The sequence below is a fragment of the Exiguobacterium sp. s146 genome (assembly GCF_018618415.1).
Taxonomy (GTDB): Bacteria; Bacillota; Bacilli; order Exiguobacteriales; family Exiguobacteriaceae; genus Exiguobacterium.
On sequence record NZ_JACSMA010000001.1, the window covers coordinates 121,782 to 137,592 of the forward strand.

Annotated in this window: 16 protein-coding genes and 2 other annotated features; of the genes, 11 read left to right on the top strand and 5 right to left on the bottom strand. The window is 53.6% G+C overall.

Annotated elements, in window-relative coordinates:
- The first annotated feature begins 54 nt into the window (after positions 1 to 54).
- The 3 genes from KNP83_RS00735 (at position 55) to KNP83_RS00745 (ending at position 3,033) form a co-directional block, all read left to right on the top strand.
- Positions 55 to 660 (top strand): trimeric intracellular cation channel family protein, encoded by a 606-nt coding sequence (locus KNP83_RS00735; RefSeq protein ID WP_214759234.1) that lies wholly within the window; start codon positions 55 to 57, stop codon positions 658 to 660.
- Positions 661 to 673: 13 nt separating this feature from the next.
- Positions 674 to 1,039: a DUF423 domain-containing protein gene (locus KNP83_RS00740; protein WP_214759241.1), complete on the top strand. Its 366-nt coding sequence runs from the start codon at positions 674 to 676 to the stop codon at positions 1,037 to 1,039.
- Between the two features lie 458 nt (positions 1,040 to 1,497).
- Entirely contained in the window at positions 1,498 to 3,033 is a 1,536-nt protein-coding gene (locus tag KNP83_RS00745; RefSeq protein WP_214759243.1) for a murein hydrolase activator EnvC family protein, read from the top strand.
- 96 nt (positions 3,034 to 3,129) lie between these two features.
- Here KNP83_RS00745 and KNP83_RS00750 read toward each other — a convergent pair whose 3' ends face one another.
- Positions 3,130 to 4,491 carry an amino acid permease gene (locus KNP83_RS00750; protein ID WP_214759245.1) on the bottom strand — a complete coding sequence of 454 codons (1,362 nt, stop codon included), beginning with the start codon at positions 4,489 to 4,491 and terminating at the stop codon, positions 3,130 to 3,132.
- A gap of 195 nt (positions 4,492 to 4,686) precedes the next feature.
- Positions 4,687 to 4,916, top strand: a binding site (T-box leader).
- A gap of 50 nt (positions 4,917 to 4,966) precedes the next feature.
- Positions 4,967 to 5,191: a binding site (T-box leader), on the top strand.
- Between the two features lie 56 nt (positions 5,192 to 5,247).
- Here KNP83_RS00750 and trpD point away from each other — a divergent pair.
- The 5 genes from trpD to trpA are packed head-to-tail and all read left to right on the top strand — an operon-like array spanning position 5,248 to position 9,482.
- Entirely contained in the window at positions 5,248 to 6,237 is a 990-nt protein-coding gene (trpD, locus tag KNP83_RS00755; protein ID WP_214759246.1) for an anthranilate phosphoribosyltransferase, read from the top strand.
- Positions 6,234 to 6,995 (top strand): indole-3-glycerol phosphate synthase TrpC, encoded by a 762-nt coding sequence (gene trpC / locus KNP83_RS00760; protein ID WP_214759248.1) that lies wholly within the window; start codon positions 6,234 to 6,236, stop codon positions 6,993 to 6,995. Before trpD ends, trpC begins: the two co-directional genes overlap by 4 nt.
- Positions 6,971 to 7,543, top strand: a complete 573-nt coding sequence (locus KNP83_RS00765; protein WP_214759250.1) for a phosphoribosylanthranilate isomerase — start codon at positions 6,971 to 6,973, stop codon at positions 7,541 to 7,543. Before trpC ends, KNP83_RS00765 begins: the two co-directional genes overlap by 25 nt.
- Positions 7,525 to 8,706, top strand: coding sequence for a tryptophan synthase subunit beta (gene trpB, locus KNP83_RS00770; protein ID WP_214759252.1), 1,182 nt, complete (start codon positions 7,525 to 7,527; stop codon positions 8,704 to 8,706). The genes KNP83_RS00765 and trpB overlap by 19 nt, the downstream gene beginning before the upstream one ends.
- Entirely contained in the window at positions 8,706 to 9,482 is a 777-nt protein-coding gene (gene trpA / locus KNP83_RS00775; protein WP_214759255.1) for a tryptophan synthase subunit alpha, read from the top strand. The genes trpB and trpA overlap by 1 nt, the downstream gene beginning before the upstream one ends.
- A 26-nt stretch (positions 9,483 to 9,508) precedes the next feature.
- Here trpA and KNP83_RS00780 read toward each other — a convergent pair whose 3' ends face one another.
- Both KNP83_RS00780 and KNP83_RS00785 read right to left on the bottom strand, forming a co-directional pair.
- Positions 9,509 to 9,952 (bottom strand): Hsp20/alpha crystallin family protein, encoded by a 444-nt coding sequence (locus KNP83_RS00780; RefSeq protein WP_214759257.1) that lies wholly within the window; start codon positions 9,950 to 9,952, stop codon positions 9,509 to 9,511.
- Between the two features lie 113 nt (positions 9,953 to 10,065).
- Positions 10,066 to 11,562: a potassium/proton antiporter gene (locus KNP83_RS00785; RefSeq protein WP_214759259.1), complete on the bottom strand. Its 1,497-nt coding sequence runs from the start codon at positions 11,560 to 11,562 to the stop codon at positions 10,066 to 10,068.
- A 157-nt stretch (positions 11,563 to 11,719) separates the two neighbouring features.
- On the opposite strand from KNP83_RS00785, the gene KNP83_RS00790 reads away from it, so the two are divergent.
- Positions 11,720 to 12,655: an ATP-grasp domain-containing protein gene (locus tag KNP83_RS00790; RefSeq protein ID WP_214759261.1), complete on the top strand. Its 936-nt coding sequence runs from the start codon at positions 11,720 to 11,722 to the stop codon at positions 12,653 to 12,655.
- Between the two features lie 15 nt (positions 12,656 to 12,670).
- On the opposite strand, the gene KNP83_RS00795 is transcribed toward KNP83_RS00790, so the two are convergent.
- Positions 12,671 to 12,817, bottom strand: coding sequence for a hypothetical protein (locus KNP83_RS00795; RefSeq protein ID WP_021066006.1), 147 nt, complete (start codon positions 12,815 to 12,817; stop codon positions 12,671 to 12,673).
- Positions 12,818 to 12,894: 77 nt separating this feature from the next.
- On the bottom strand, positions 12,895 to 13,674 hold the full coding sequence (gene hemQ, locus KNP83_RS00800; protein ID WP_214759263.1) for a hydrogen peroxide-dependent heme synthase: 780 nt from the start codon (positions 13,672 to 13,674) through the stop codon (positions 12,895 to 12,897).
- A gap of 338 nt (positions 13,675 to 14,012) precedes the next feature.
- On the opposite strand from hemQ, the gene pta reads away from it, so the two are divergent.
- Entirely contained in the window at positions 14,013 to 15,002 is a 990-nt protein-coding gene (gene pta, locus KNP83_RS00805; protein WP_214759265.1) for a phosphate acetyltransferase, read from the top strand.
- 77 nt (positions 15,003 to 15,079) lie between these two features.
- Positions 15,080 to 15,787 carry a DUF2711 family protein gene (locus KNP83_RS00810; protein ID WP_214759267.1) on the top strand — a complete coding sequence of 236 codons (708 nt, stop codon included), beginning with the start codon at positions 15,080 to 15,082 and terminating at the stop codon, positions 15,785 to 15,787.
- Positions 15,788 to 15,811 lie beyond the last annotated feature (24 nt).

Sequence of the window (15,811 nt, forward strand, 5' to 3'; positions counted from 1 at the left end):
CTGATTTTTTGTATCTTAACTTTACCACAGAATGCTTTCAAGAAAGGGCAAGGGATGTTTATGGAGTGGGAATTACTCAACGTCGTCGGAACGATTGCGTTCGCGGCGAGCGGGGCCATCATCGCGATGGACGAAAAATACGATATTTTTGGGGTCTGGCTGCTCGCCTTTACGACAGCCTTCGGCGGCGGAGCGATTCGAAACGTCTTGCTCGGCAACCCCGTCAGCTTGATTTGGCAACAGAACGATCTCTTCATCCTTTGTTTTCTTGTCGCGTTGCTCATCTTCCTGCTACCGAGCGTCGTCTTACCCCATTGGGAACGCTGGGGCGTCATCGTCGATGCGATCGGGCTCGTCGCCTTCGCATTTCAAGGCGCACAAGTCGCCATCAAGCTCGATTTACCGTTATCGGCCGCGATTGCGGCTGCCGTCTTGACGGGTGTCGGCGGCGGGGTCGTCCGTGATTTGTTGGCCGGCCGCAAGCCGCTCGTCTTACAATCGGAAGTGTATGCGATTTGGGCCATCATCATCGCGGTCGTCACGTATTATTTCCGGCTTGAAGGTGGGCTTGCGGTGTATGTACTATTAATTGTCGTGGCGACGCTTCGAGTGATATCCTACTATCGAAAGTGGAATTTACCTGCACGCAAAGTGCGATAAGGGGGAAACTAGTTTGAAACTATTACTCATCATCGGCGCTGCTTTGATGGCGCTCGGCGTCGCGCTCGGCGCGTTCGGGGCCCACGCCTTGAAAGAACGTCTGACACCGAACATGCTCGCCAACTGGCAGACAGGCGTGCTCTACCATATGATTCACGCCATCGGGATTATCGCGTTGGCGAGCATCTTGATGAAAGTGAGCATCAGCCAGTTCAGCACGGCAGGTTGGCTCATGTTCGCCGGAATCCTCTTCTTCTCGGGTAGCCTGTACGTCATGGCGCTGACCGGGATCACGAAGCTCGGAGCGGTCACCCCGATTGGCGGCGTCTTATTTATTGCGGCTTGGGTGTTCGTCATCCTCGGTGCACTCAAACTGTAATCAAACGTTAACGCCTGATTAACAGTTCTTATGTATCATTCTGAGTGTGAGACCCCTTGTCTCCACACCGACGAACAATTGGCCCGTTTAGCCTTCTCGCCTGGAGCGGGAGACTGAACAGGCCCTTTTTTACGTTTTTTGGGAATGGATAGACTTAGCAAAAGAACTGGATTATACTTTTTTAATATAAGGTCAATAGTTTCCTATTTTCATCTAGTATTACAACAATGTTTCAAGAAAAGAAAAGTAAAAAAATGTTGAAATATAAAGGGGTGGGGAGCCGTAAAAGGTTTCCCACCCCTGTATCGTAATAAAAGTGAAATATAACTTTAACAGGAAAACATTCGACACTTCGATATAATTAGTCGTGTTGAAACTAAAAAAATAATCGTTTTTGTTACATAGCAAAGCGACGACCTTTAAATAGTATGTAAACCCCGACCCCGTCAATAGAAAGGATGTCCCCATTGATCAATTGGAAACGCACTGTCTCGACACTCACGCTTAGCGCGCTTCTTCTTGGGACGCACTCGGTGGCTGATGCCTCGACGTCAATCAAGGAGAAACAAGAACAGCAGAAAAAAGTGCAAGAGCAACGGAATAACGTCAAACAGAACCAATCAAACACGTCTTCGAAAATTAAGCAAAATAAAAATGAAATCTCGAAAGTTCAAGCTGAAGTCAACAAGATGGATGCTCAACTTCAAGACATCATCAACGATGTCGCAGCCAAGCGCCAAGAAATCAAGCGCACAGAGTTGAAAATTGAAGATCTCGAGAAAGATATTAAAGGCTATGAGAAGAAGATGAAGGCTCAAGAAGCCATGATGAAAGAGCGTATGGCCACGATGCAAACGAATGGCGGCGGCTCAATCAACTGGGCTGAGTTCATCTTTGGTTCGAAAAACTTCTCGGATTTGATCACACGGATGATCACAGCCGGAACGATTCAACGAAGCGACCAAGAGTTGTTTGAAGACTATGAAGCGACGCGTCAATCGTTACAAGAAGCGCAAGCGTCACTTAAAGAAGAGCGCACATCGCTCTTGAAGCAACAAAAAGCGCTAGAAGTGCGTCAAGCTCAACTCGAGAAGACGATGAAACAGCGTGAAGCTCGCATTAAAGAGCTCGAGGAGAAAAATATCAAATTCGAATCGCAAATCTTCGACCTTCAAGAAATCGAAGCGACGTTAATCGCGCAAGAAGAAGCAATTGCGGCTGAAATCGAAGCGCAACGTCGTGAGGAAGAAGAAGCGCGCCGTCGTGCTGAAGAGGCGGCTCGTCAAGAAGCAGCCCGTAAGGCTGAGGAAGCTCGTCAAGCAGAAGCAGCGCAAGCAGCTGCAGCGGCACGTGAAGCAGAGGCAGCACGAGCAGCCGCGGCGAAAGCTGAAGCCGAACGCGCAGCAGCCGTTAAAAAGCAGAACAATAACAATAATACCCAGTCGTCAACGTCTTCAAACCAGACGACACAAAATAGTACACCGGCACCGAAACCGGCTGCGCCAGCACCAAAACCGGCACCAGCCCCGGCGCCTAAGCCAGCACCGACGGCACCGACGACGTCAGCTCCGGCACCATCAGGCGCGATGTTCATTCAACCGACGACAGGTCGTTTCTCACAAGGATGGGGACCGGCAAGCGGTCAATTCGGTTACTCGTTCCATAACGGCGTCGATATCGCTGGACCTGTCGGCACACCAATCCGTGCCTCGGCAACGGGAACAGTCATCCGTGCCGGCTGGGGTGGCGCGTACGGGAATCACGTCATGATCGCCCACGTCATCAACGGTCAAGTTTGGACGACGGTCTATGCGCACATGAACTCAGTCTCAGTGAGTGCCGGTCAACGTGTGACACAAGGTTCGAACATCGGAACACTTGGGAACACGGGGAACTCGTCAGGCCCGCACCTTCACTTCGAGGTTCACCAAGGTAGCTACTCGTACTCTGGAACGAGCGCGGGAAGCACAGTCAACCCACGTCAGTTCTTCTAATGTTAAACGAGGACCCGTCAATCGTGACAGGTTCTCGTTTTGTGTCCTATCAAAAACCAAAAACAAGCGCCTATCCGTAACGGACAGGCGCTTGTTTCAGTTGGCTTGTTCGATGTCGTCTGCTTGATTGTTCGCTTTGCGGAACCGCTCACGAACGAGATAGATGACGGTCAGTCCGACCAACCATGGAATCCCGAACTTGAGCAAAATATTGAAGTCGGTGAACCATGTCGTGATCATGAGGCTGAGCAACAGTCCGGCACCGAGTAACGGTAGGAACGGATACCCGATCATGCGGACCGGTAACTTGCGTCCTGTCCATTTCTTGCGGAAGAACAGATGCGAGACGAACACCATGAACCATGTGAAGATGGCTCCGAACATCGAGATGCCCATCAAGAACGGATACGACGTTTCCATGAACACTTGAAGCAGTGCCGCGAGAATGATTCCGCCTGTTGAGACGAGCAAGGCAGGCATTGGGATCCCGCTAGTGCTGACTTTTTTAAAGAGTCGCGGAGCATCACCGGCCCCGGCGAGCGAATACATCATTCGCGTCGACGCATAGAGCTGGGCGTTCATCGCCGACAATGCGGCAATCAAGATGACGAAGTTCAATATACCGGCGGCGCCAGGCACGTTGAACTGTTGCATGACGAGAACGAACGGGCTTTGATCGATGCCCGCCTGCTGCCATGGGATGAGCATGAGCATGATGGCGATCGTGACGAGATAGAAGAACGTCAAGCGGAATACCGTCGCACGTAACGCTTTCGGGACGGCACGGTCCGGGTCTTTCGCTTCGCCGGCTGTGACGGCGACGAGCTCGGTCCCGAGGAAGCTGAAGAGCGAGATAAAAATCGTCACCCACATACCGTAGAAACCGAAGGCGAAGAATCCTTCATTGCCCGCCGTGATCGATTCAATCGGTGAACCGGGCTCGCCGAACAGCGTGGCGGCCCCGAGGACGATGAAGAGAATGATGGCCGTCACTTTGATGAACGATAACCAGTATTCGGTCGTCCCGAACGTATGGACGTGCCGGGCATTGACATAAATGAGCAATCCGCCGAACACGGCGACCCAGACGAATCCGTTCACGTCGGGGAACCAGTACCGCATATAGATGGCGATCGCGCTCACTTCGACGCCGATGGCGAGGACGTTGGCGACCCAGTACGAGTAGCGGACCAAAAAGCCGGCGAGCGGATGGACATAGCGCTCGGCGATGGTGCCGAACGAGCCCGAAGTCGGATGGGCGACGGTCATCTCAGCGAGACAGCCCATCAGTAACAGGACGATGAACGCCCCGATGGCGTAACTGACGAGTACACTCGGTCCGGCCGTTTGGATGGCGAGCCCGCTTCCGAGGAAGAGGCCCGTTCCGATGGCGCTACCGAGCGAAATCATCGTCAACTGCCGCGTGGACAGTTCACGTTTTAATTTGCTAGTTTCCAAAGTTAATTCTCCTTTAGTTGAGTGAAGTGTTGTTGGGGACGACTATAGCAGACAAAAAAATCAAGTGTCAACTCGCGAAAACGTAAAAGCTGGCATCGATTCGGTCGCACCTATAGAAGCAAAGTTTTTTTGCACGCTTTTGTTTGACACGAGGGAATCCGCCCTGTATAGTACGAGTTAACTTAATTGAAACGAATAAAGGCGTCGACGAAGAGAAGTAACGACGGTCCCGGCATGACAGAGAGCTGATGGTTGGTGTGAATCAGTATGCAGGGCGTCGCGAATGGACTTCTGAGCTCTAAACCGAAACTTCTAGTAGGCTTTAGCGGGTCACCCACCGTTACCATGGGAAAGCGGATGTTTGTCCGTGAAGTGGGTTCTACGGAACCAACGAAGGTGGCACCACGGGGTTACTCGTCCTTCTCATAGCGCAAGCTATGAGTCGGGCGGGTAACCCTTTTTCGTTTCAACACATCATAAATCAGTGATTGAGAAGAGTAGCGTGAACAAGTCTCGTTCAGAGAGCCGGGGATGGTGGGATCCCGGCCGAGACAGTCACGTGAATGGGCTCATGAGAGCATGGCTGAACCAAGTAGGTCATGACGGTTTCCTCCGTTATCGGGATACGATGTGATAGCATCGGAAAGTGGGATCAATCGATCCAACGAGAGGTGGCACCGCGGTCCAAACCGTCCTCCATACGACAGACGTCGTATGGAGTTTTTTTATACCCAAAATGCTTGAGGAGGAACGGACATGTTAACACGACTATTGACGAACCCATTGACGACGAACGAAATGAAACTGGCGGCGGCCGAGCTGTTCCAAGCCGACGAAGCGCAAATCACCGAGGTGTTACTCGCCATGAAAGCGCGCGGGGAGACGGCCGAGGAGATGGCCGGACTCGCTGACTACATCCGTGAGGCAGCAACGTTCCCAGAGACGGCGCTTCCTGTGCTCGACGTCTGTGGCACGGGCGGTGACGGGGCGAACACGTTCAACATCAGCTCGACGGTCGCATTCGTCTTGGCAGGGCTCAATATCCCGGTCGCCAAACATGGGAATCGCAGCGTGTCGAGTCGGTCAGGCAGTGCCGACGTCCTCGAGTCATTAAATATCCCGATCGTCCAAAGTCAGGAGGCGATGCTCGCGGATCTCGAACGGACGAACTTGAGCTTCTTGTTCGCCCAACACATCCATCCGGTCATGAAGCACGTGATGCCGGTCCGGAAACGACTGGCGACGGCGACCATCTTCAATCAAATCGGTCCGTTGACGAACCCGCTCAAGCCGAAGCGCCAATTGATCGGCGTGTACCATCCATCGCTCATCGAGAAGATGGCGACGGCGATGCGCCACCTCGGTGTCGAGCGCGGCATGGTCGTCCATGGGGCAGGCGGGCTAGACGAAGCGAGCCTCGCCGGACGAAACGACGTCTTGTTCTTCAACGGCGACAAAGTGGCCCGTTACACGGTCGACCCGCGCGACGTCGGATTGATGCGAGCGCCGCTCTCGGCGCTGCAAGGCGGGACACCAACTGAAAATGCCGAGACGCTCCTCGCCGTCTTGAACGGAGCGAAGGGACCGGCGCGAGATGTCGTCTTATTGAACGCCGCGCTCGCCCTGTGCACGTATGGGACGGTCCAGACGCTCCGCGAAGGTGTCGCGGTGGCAACAGCAAGCATTGATGAAGGGCACGCCATCCGCGTGCTCAAGCACCTACAACGAACGGAGGTTGGCGCATGAGCTACTTGACGAAAATCATCGGAACGAAAATCGAAGAAGTCAATCAAATGGGGGACATCGAGGTGACGCGGACGACAGCCATCTCATTACCGCATGTAATGAAGTACGGTTTCCATGTCATCGCCGAGATTAAGAGGGCCTCCCCGTCAAAAGGGGTGATTCGCGAGGAAGTGGATGTCGTGAGCCGGGCCCGCACGTATGAGCAGGCAGGGGCGACAATGATTTCCGTCTTGACGGATTCGACCTATTTCAACGGGTCGTTCGACGACTTGCGTGATGTCGCGGCCGCTGTCGAGATTCCGGTCCTCTGCAAAGACTTCATCATCGATGAACGACAGCTCGACCGGGCCAAAGCGGCCGGGGCGAGTGCGGCACTGTTGATTGTCGCGGCGCTCCATCCGAGCCGGCTCCATACGTTAAAACAGTATGCCCGGTCCATCGGTCTCGATGTTCTCGTCGAAGTCCACGATGAGACCGAGCTCCAGACGGCGCTCGAACTGGGCGATGTGTTAATCGGGATCAACAACCGAAACTTGAAGACGTTCGAGGTCTCACTCGATACGTCGGTCGATTTGATGACGAAGTATCCCGATGTCGCGTTCGTCAGCGAGAGCGGCGTCAGCACAGGAGCGGCGGCCCGTCGGCTCCAGACAGCCGGAGCCCGAGCGATTCTCGTCGGGGAGGCGCTCATGCGACAGGACGACCCGACAGCCTTAATCGAGGAGTTGACGTCATGTTCGTTAAAATATGTGGATTGACGACGGAGGCAAGTGTCACGACGGCGGTCGAGGCCGGAGCAGACGCCATAGGGTTCGTCTTCGCGGACAGCCCGCGCCAAATCGATTGCGCGACGGCGCAGCGATTGCGTCAATTGATTCCTGATGGGGTCCGGGTCGTCGGCGTGTTTCTCGACCCGGACGTCGAGACGGTTCGTACCGCCGTCGCTTGCGGATTGACCGACATTCAGTTGCACCGTCGAACCCGGCCGCTTGAGACGTTCCGTCAGTTCGGTCTCCCAATCATCGAAGCGGATCGTTCGTCGGAGGCTGACATCATTCTACTCGACGCGCCGACGCCGGGCAGTGGACAAGCGCTCGATTGGGAGACGCTCGAACGGCCACAGCAGACGTTTTGGCTCGCCGGTGGATTGAACGTCGACAATGTCGGTGCGGCGATTCGCGCCATGCGACCGGACGGTGTCGACGTCTCAAGCGGTGTCGAGACGAACGGACAGAAAGATCATGATAAGATTCGCGCGTTCATCCAACGCGCCAAGGAGGAAACACCGTGTATACACAACCAGTGAACGGAAAGTTTGGCCCATACGGCGGAAAATATATTCCTGAAACGCTCATGCAAGCGGTCGAAGAGCTCGAAGTGGCTTACGAGGAAGCAAAAGAAAACCCTGAGTTCCAGGCACGCTTCAACGATCTCCTCAGCGAGTACGTCGGTCGCGAAACGCCGCTCTATTATGCAGAGAACATGAGCCGTCGCCTCGGGACGAACGTCTATTTGAAACGTGAAGACTTGAACCATACCGGGGCCCATAAAATCAATAACACGATCGGCCAGGCGCTCCTCGCCAAACGAATGGGCAAACGAAAAGTCGTTGCCGAAACAGGAGCCGGACAGCACGGGGTTGCCACGGCGACAGTGTGTGCGCTCCTCAATCTCGAATGTACGATTTTCATGGGTGAGGTCGACGTCGAACGTCAAGAATTGAACGTGTTTCGCATGGAATTGCTCGGTGCGACCGTCGTTCCCGTCAAATCGGGAAGCCGGACATTGAAAGATGCCGTCAACGAGGCGCTCCGTTACTGGGTCAAACATGTCGATGACACGCACTACGTGATGGGGTCGGTGCTCGGCCCGCACCCGTTCCCGACGATGGTACGCGATTTCCAAAGCGTCATCGGGACAGAGACGCGCCGCCAAGTGCTCGAGAAGACCGGACGTCTGCCTGACGCGGTCGTCGCTTGCGTCGGTGGCGGCAGCAATGCGATGGGCATGTTCTATCCATTTTTGAATGATGAGACGGTCGCCTTATACGGTGTCGAGGCAGCAGGAAGCGGTGTCGATACGGACAAGCATGCAGCGACGCTCACGAAAGGCGAGGTCGGGGTGCTTCACGGCTCGCTCATGTACGTGCTCCAAGACGCGGCCGGGCAAATCCAGGAAGCCCACTCGATTTCGGCTGGACTCGATTATCCAGGTGTTGGGCCGGAGCACAGCTTCTTGAAAGACATCGAACGGGTTCGCTACGCGGCGGTCACGGACGAGGACGCACTCGCAGCCTGCATGTCGCTCAGCCGCCAAGAAGGCATCATTCCGGCGCTGGAGTCGTCTCATGCACTCGCCTATGCGGAAACGCTCGCCAAAACGATGGAAGCGGACGACGTGCTCGTCATCTGTCTATCCGGTCGCGGGGATAAGGATGTTCATACGATTCGAGAAAGGGTGACGCAATGATGAGATTAGATGAAGCGATTCGACAGCGGAGTGAAGGGACGGCGTTCGTCCCCTACATCATGGCCGGGGACGGCGGGATGGATCAGTTGATTCCGACGATTGAACGGCTAGAGGCGATGGGGGCGACGGCCATCGAACTCGGAATCCCGTTCTCCGACCCGGTCGCAGACGGTCCCATCATCGAAGCGGCTGGGATGCGCGCCCTCGAACAAGGTGTGACGTTGACGGACGTGCTGGACCGTTTAATAGAAGGAACGGGTCGCTTTTCGGTCCCGATCGTCCTCATGACGTACTTGAATCCGGTGTTCCGGTTCGGGGTCGAACGCTTCTTCGAGCGAGCGGCAGCGTCTGGTGTCAGTGGCGTCATCATTCCGGATTTACCGTTTGAAGAGAGCCTCGATTTGTTCGCCGGCATCGACCGACATGGGGTGGCGGTCGTACCGCTCGTCACGTTGACGAGCAGTCAGACTCGGATCGACACGATTCTAAGCCAAGCGGAAGGGTTCGTCTATGCGGTGACGCTCAAAGGGACGACCGGGAAGACGGATGTGTTCCCGGAAGAGTTACTCGACCACTTGCGTTCGTTGACGGAGCGGTCACCGGTACCGGTGCTCGCCGGGTTCGGTGTCCATCGCGCCGATCAGGTTCGGACGCTCGGGGCGGCCTGTGACGGGGTCGTCGTCGGCAGTTTCATCGTCGAGGCGCTCCACGCGGGTCGTGAACAGGACGTGGCCGCGTTAATCGCGTCAGCGCGAACGGTCAGTGCAAAAAAATAAGAATCGTGCCTCGGCACGATCCTTATTCATTCCTCGATTTCGATGGTGCGGGTGCTCGACCCGTCATCGGCTTTCGGAACGGTCAAGTGGAGCACGCCGTCTGAAAGCTTCGCTTTGATGGCATCTTCTTTCACGTTCGGCAGATAGAGTGAACGTTGCATCGAAGTGACGCGGCGTTCCCGATAGACATAGTCCTTATCTTCTTCTTTCTCTTCACGTTGGTCGACCGAGAGAATGAGATAGTCTTTGTCATAGCGGATGTGGATGTTGTCTTTGTTGATGCCTGGCATCTCCGCCTCGATGACGTATTGACCGTCTTGGTCCCGGACGTCGAGTTTGAACGAGTCGAGGAACGACGTCGCGCCGTCTTTCGGGTCGAACAGGTGATTCATCCGATCAAAGACGTCGCCGAACAAATCGTTGCGCAATCGATCGAGTTCACTCTTCCGGAATGGCGTCAAATCGAACATACGAATCCCTCCTTCAAAAAACGGACAGAGTAGAAGTGTTGTCACTTTTACTCTGTCCGTTTTTAGCGAGATATAAACGTCATCGACGTGACAGTTTGTTGAAGAAAAGGTGGTCACAACTCCACGCGTTCCAACCCGTCCTCCCCGAACTTGCGGTCGAGCTGGTCGTGGCGATACGTCGAGGCGAGGACGTACAACAAGTCTCCTGGCTCGATTTTCGTCTGGCCCGTCGGCGGGATGAGATAGTCTTGACGGACAATCGCATTCACGACCGTGTTCGGCGGCAAGGTGATGTCGGCGAGCGTCTTGCCGATCATCGAGGAGTCTTCCGTCGCCATATATGGCACAAGCTGATGTTGCGATTGCTTGCTCGAGACGAGTGCGATTGTATAAGGCGAACGAATCTTATCCGGTCCGAGCAAATCGAGTTTCGCTGCGAGCGGTGTCAGTGTCGTTCCTTGAATCAAGGCGCTCGTCACGACGACGAAGAAGACGGCGTTGAAAATCAATTGGGCATTGTCAATCCCCGCAATGAGCGGGAACGTGGCGAGGACGATCGGCACGGCACCTTTCAGTCCGGCCCACGAGATGAACAGTTTCTCTTTATTGGTGAACTGCATGTTGATTGTCGATAAATAGACGGCGATCGGACGGGCGATGAACATGAGGATGAATGAAATCAACAATCCTTTCCAGATGAGCTCCGGGTCGAGCAACTGTCTTGGGAAGACGAGCAGCCCGAGGATGACGAACATGATGATTTGCATAATCCAAGCGAGTGCCTCTGAGAATTGGACGATGGTCACTTCGTGGGCTGTATGCGCATTCCCGACAATCATCGCGGCGAGATAGACGGCAAGTAGTCCGCTGCCGGCGAAATAGGCGGCGACACCATACGTCATAAAGGCCATTGAGATCATAAGGACGGCGTGCAGACCGCTCGACTCGAGTCGCAAGTGGTTCAACATGAGTCGGGACAAATTTCCGAGGAAATAACCGACGAACGCACCGACGATGATTTGTAGGATGAACATCCAAACACCGTCCCAAATCGTCGTGTCGGGTTTTAACATAAAGTCAAGGGCGAGAATCGTTAAGAACATCGCCATCGGGTCATTCGTGCCGGACTCGGCTTCGAGTGTCGAGCCAACTTTCGGTGAGATGTTCTTTCCTTTGAAGGCCGCGAAGACAGCGGCCGCATCAGTGGAGCCGATGATGGCACCGAACAGGAAAGATTCTACCCAGTCGAAGCCGAATACGAAACGAACGGCCACCGCGACGAGAGCGGTAGTCAATAAGACGCCGATTGTGGCGAGTGAAGCGGACGGGGCGAGTACGCTCCGGATGGACGACCATTTCGTCTGCAAGCCACCTTCGAACAAGATGACGACGAGGGCCGCGACCCCAATCATTTGAGCAAGATTGGAGTTGTCAAAGAAGATGAGACCGGTCACATCGCTGCCCATGAGCATGCCGATACCCATGAACAAAATCAAGGCAGGCAAACCGAACCGCGTCGATACGCGTGTGGCCAACACACCGGCGACGAGGAGTAACCCGAACAACAAAATTAAGACATCTGTACTTAAAATCGAACCATTCAAACACATCACTTCCTTTTAGAAATTAATTACTTTTCGCTGTATTATTAAGTTCATTATACCATGAAACCGTTATGAATTAAGAAATAACGCATCGTAAATTATGCACATTGGAATAATCGGATATGGATGTGGTACAGTAGGGGCATCAAAAAGGGGGATTCACATGGCTAAAATTCACGTGCTCCATGAAAACAACGAATGGACCGATCACCTCGTGAAGCGACTCGAGGAATTATCACTGCCGTATGAGCTGTGGCATCTTGACCAAGGGACGATCGATCTCATGGCAGAGCCGCCAGAAGGTGTGTTCTATAACCGGATGAGCGCGTCGTCGCATACGCGCGGTCACCGCTATGCGCCGGAATTGACGGAAGGGGTGCTCGCTTGGCTCGAAGCGAACGGACGGACCGTCTTCAACGGGACACGGGCGATTCGGCTCGAGGTGAGCAAGGTCAATCAGTATACGGCGCTTCAACGAGAAGGGATTCGTGTACCGAAGACGGTGGCGGCCGTCGGGAAGACGCAAATCATCGAGGCGGCCGAGAAGCTTGGCATGACACCGTTCATCACCAAACACAATCGGGCCGGCAAAGGACTCGGTGTCCAACTGTTCCATTCGATTGATGCGTTGAAGGCATACGTCGAGGGTCCGACGTTCGAGGAATCGATTGACGGGATTACGCTCATCCAACAATATATCGAGGCACCGAAACCGTATATCACACGCTGTGAGTTCATCGGCGGTACATTCGTTTACGCGGTGCGTGTCGACACGTCAGACGGTTTCGAACTCTGCCCGGCCGACGCCTGCTCGATTGAAGACCAGTTTTGCCCGGTCGGCGAGACGCCACCGGCGAAGTTTGAAATCGTCGAAGGCTTCCATGACCCGATCATTCAACAATTGGAGACGTTCCTTCAAAAGAACGAGATTGCGGTCGCGGGGATTGAAATCATCGAAGACGCGGACGGGAACGTGTACGCGTATGACGTCAACACGAACACGAACTATAACTCTGATGCCGAAGCGAAAGCAGGGCAGTACGGTATGCTCGAACTCGCGACGTTCCTCGGGGACGCCTTGGCGGTCACGACGAAATAAAGACAGAAGAAAGGGTCAGGCTTTTGCCTGACCCTTTCGCTGTGTATGTTGTAATTGCTGTTCAAATCGAAGTTGGACTAGTTCTGCCGTCGGTGCCATTCGTTCGATGAACGAATCTAAACGTTTCGCCGTGTCTCGATCTGATTCCTTGAACACGCGCATCGTTGTTCACCTCATTGATCATTGTATTGTTGCTTCTAACACAATGATTCCCGAGGCAAGATGCGCGTAAACCTCGATCAACCGAGGAATGTGCCGAGTTCTTCTTTCGGCAGGATGTTCCCGACATAAAAGTCACCGAACTCGCCATATTTGGCACTGACTTCGTCGAAGCGCATCTCATAGACGATCTTTTTGAACTGGAGCGAGTCTTCTGCGAAGAGCGTGACGCCCCATTCCCAACCGTCGAAACCGGTCGAACCGCCGATGAACTGTTGAATCTTGCCGGCGTAGCTACGGCCGATCATACTGTGGCGATACATGAGGTCTTTGCGCTCATCCATCGAGAGCGTATACCAGTTGTCCCCGTCGCGACGAGCCTTGCTCATCGGATAGAAGCAAATGTGGGCCGCTTTCGGGAGTGTCGGATAGAGGCGGGCCCGGATGTGCGGGTTCTCATACGGGTCACCGTCGCCCGAACCACGGTACATGCCGAGTTCGATGACAGATACGTATGAATAACTTGGAATCATATAATCGTACAGTCTCGTCTTCCGAAGAGCGAGTTCGACTTGCTCGAGCTCTTTGAACGTCGGACGAAGGACCATCAAGACGACGTCCGCCTTTTGGCCAAGGATCGAATAGAAAGCATGGCTGCCTTCACCACGCGTCTCGACATCTTCGAGTGAGCCGAGGAAAGCGATGAACTCGTCAATCATCTCTTGACGGGCGGTTGGGTCGACTGTTTTTAAACGAGTCCAATCGATGGAACGGAAATCATGGAGCGTATACCAGCCGTCTAACGTGGCGGCTGCGTGTTGCGTATCGGTTGTCGGTGTTGGTGCTGGACGTTCTGACATGAAAAAAACTCCTTTCGAGACTAGGCTTCGCTGACTATTTTACCATACACGTTTGACCGTCTGGCAAATTTGACGCCGTCGTGAGGATAGTCACATGTGACACCGGGTATAGACATAAGGTGCGCCTTTCATGAAAACGGCTTCACAATGGGCTGTATCAGTCGGAAATGAATAACTGTTCTATTCATATAATGATTGATTTCAAGCGATTTATGACGAAATGGGCAGAATAGTTTATTTTAAAAAACGGACTGTGTATAATAAAACTCGCATATGGACGAGAGCGTCCGAGACAGAAAAAATCCGATTTCTTCTAATCGAAAAGGAGTTCATTCACTATGAAACTATTTGACACGTTGAAACAAAAAGTCAGCCCGATCCGCCCGACCATCGTCTTAGCGGAAGGAATCGACGAGCGCGTCCTCGGCGCAGCCGTTCGTTTGAAACAGGACGGTATGGTCGAACCAATCGTTGTCGGACCAAAAGCTGAAATCGATGCGGTCGCAGCCAAACACGGCTTTGACATTTCAGGTTTGACGCAATATGACCCAGCGACGTACGAAGACATCGACACACTCGTCGAGTCGTTCGTCGAGCGTCGTAAAGGTAAAGCGACACCGGAACAAGCACGTGAATTATTGTCGTCAGACGTGAACTACTTCGGAACGATGCTCGTCCACACTGGAAAAGCAGAAGGTCTTGTCTCGGGTGCGATGCACGCGACGGCCGATACGGTCCGTCCGGCCCTTCAAATCATCAAGATGCAAGAAGGCATCAAAAAGACGTCAGGCGTCTTCATCATGGTACGCGACGACGAGCAGTACGTCTTCTCGGACTGCGCGATCAACATCGCACCGGATGCGGCTGACCTTGCCGAGAACGCCTACTTGTCAGCGTTGACAGCGAAGACGTTCGGCATCGAGCCGCAAGTCGCGCTCCTCAGTTTCTCGACAAAAGGTTCAGCGAAGTCACCAGAGACAGAGAAAGTCATCGAGGCGACACGTCTCGCCAAAGAGAAGGCACCAAACCTTCCAATCGACGGCGAACTTCAATTCGATGCAGCCTTCGTCCCGAGCGTGGCGGCGAAGAAAGCACCAGGCTCTGAAGTAGCCGGAAATGCGAATGTCTTCGTCTTCCCAAGCCTCGAAGCCGGAAACATCGGCTACAAGATGGTTCAACGTTTCGGCGGATTCGAAGCGATCGGACCTATCCTTCAAGGTCTCAACAAGCCGGTCAACGACTTGTCGCGCGGCTGTAACGAAGAGGACGTCTACAAATTGACGCTCATCACAGCGGCACAAGCCATCGACGAGCGCAACGAAGCGTAAGTCAGCAGCATCCTTCCAGAGCGGAGGATGCTTTTTTTGTGGTCACATTGTAAACTATTGGAAAAGGAGGAGGTTGTATGGGGGCAATCACGTTACCGGAAGGACATCGTTACGCCATGTTCGGCGGCGGGGATGATGAGCCGATTAAAATGTATTATGAAGGCGTATTCGAATCGGTCTTCGTCGTATTTCATCCATTCCTCGTTCCAATCGACGACCCGACTGCAACTGACCGCTATCTCGAGATGGATAAAAACGAAGTAGAATTACAATTTCGGGCAATTCCATGGGATGAAATGCGGCAAAAGCTTGGTTTCCATGATGTGAGCCGTATCGACCATGCGCTCCGGACGATGATTGGGGCGCTGAAACCGCACGCCGAAGACCAAGACGGTGCGAGTCGACTCATTGAATATTGCGAGCGCGAGAATATACTTCCGCCAAGCGAAGGTGAGCTATCGGATTTCCTAGAGAATCGAGTGTTGCGGGCACTTCTAGAGATGGGAGAAGGATGGATCTGGAGTGGGGATGAATTCTGCATGGAACGGCATCTCATCCATCTTCGTGAGACGCTAGCTGCCGACACGTGGGGGATGCAACATCGGACGTTTTTCGGTTACAACCATGAGTGGCTCATTGTACCGCCTTGGGATAGCCACTTCACACTATTTTGTGGCAGTCGCGCTTGGATCGAGCAGGTTGTCGAGCGATGCGAGCTCGAAGGGTTCTATTGTGATGATGATACGACAATCAATTGGAGTTTCTCCAATCGAAAACTGAGGTAAACTAGTAGGGGACAACACTTTTAA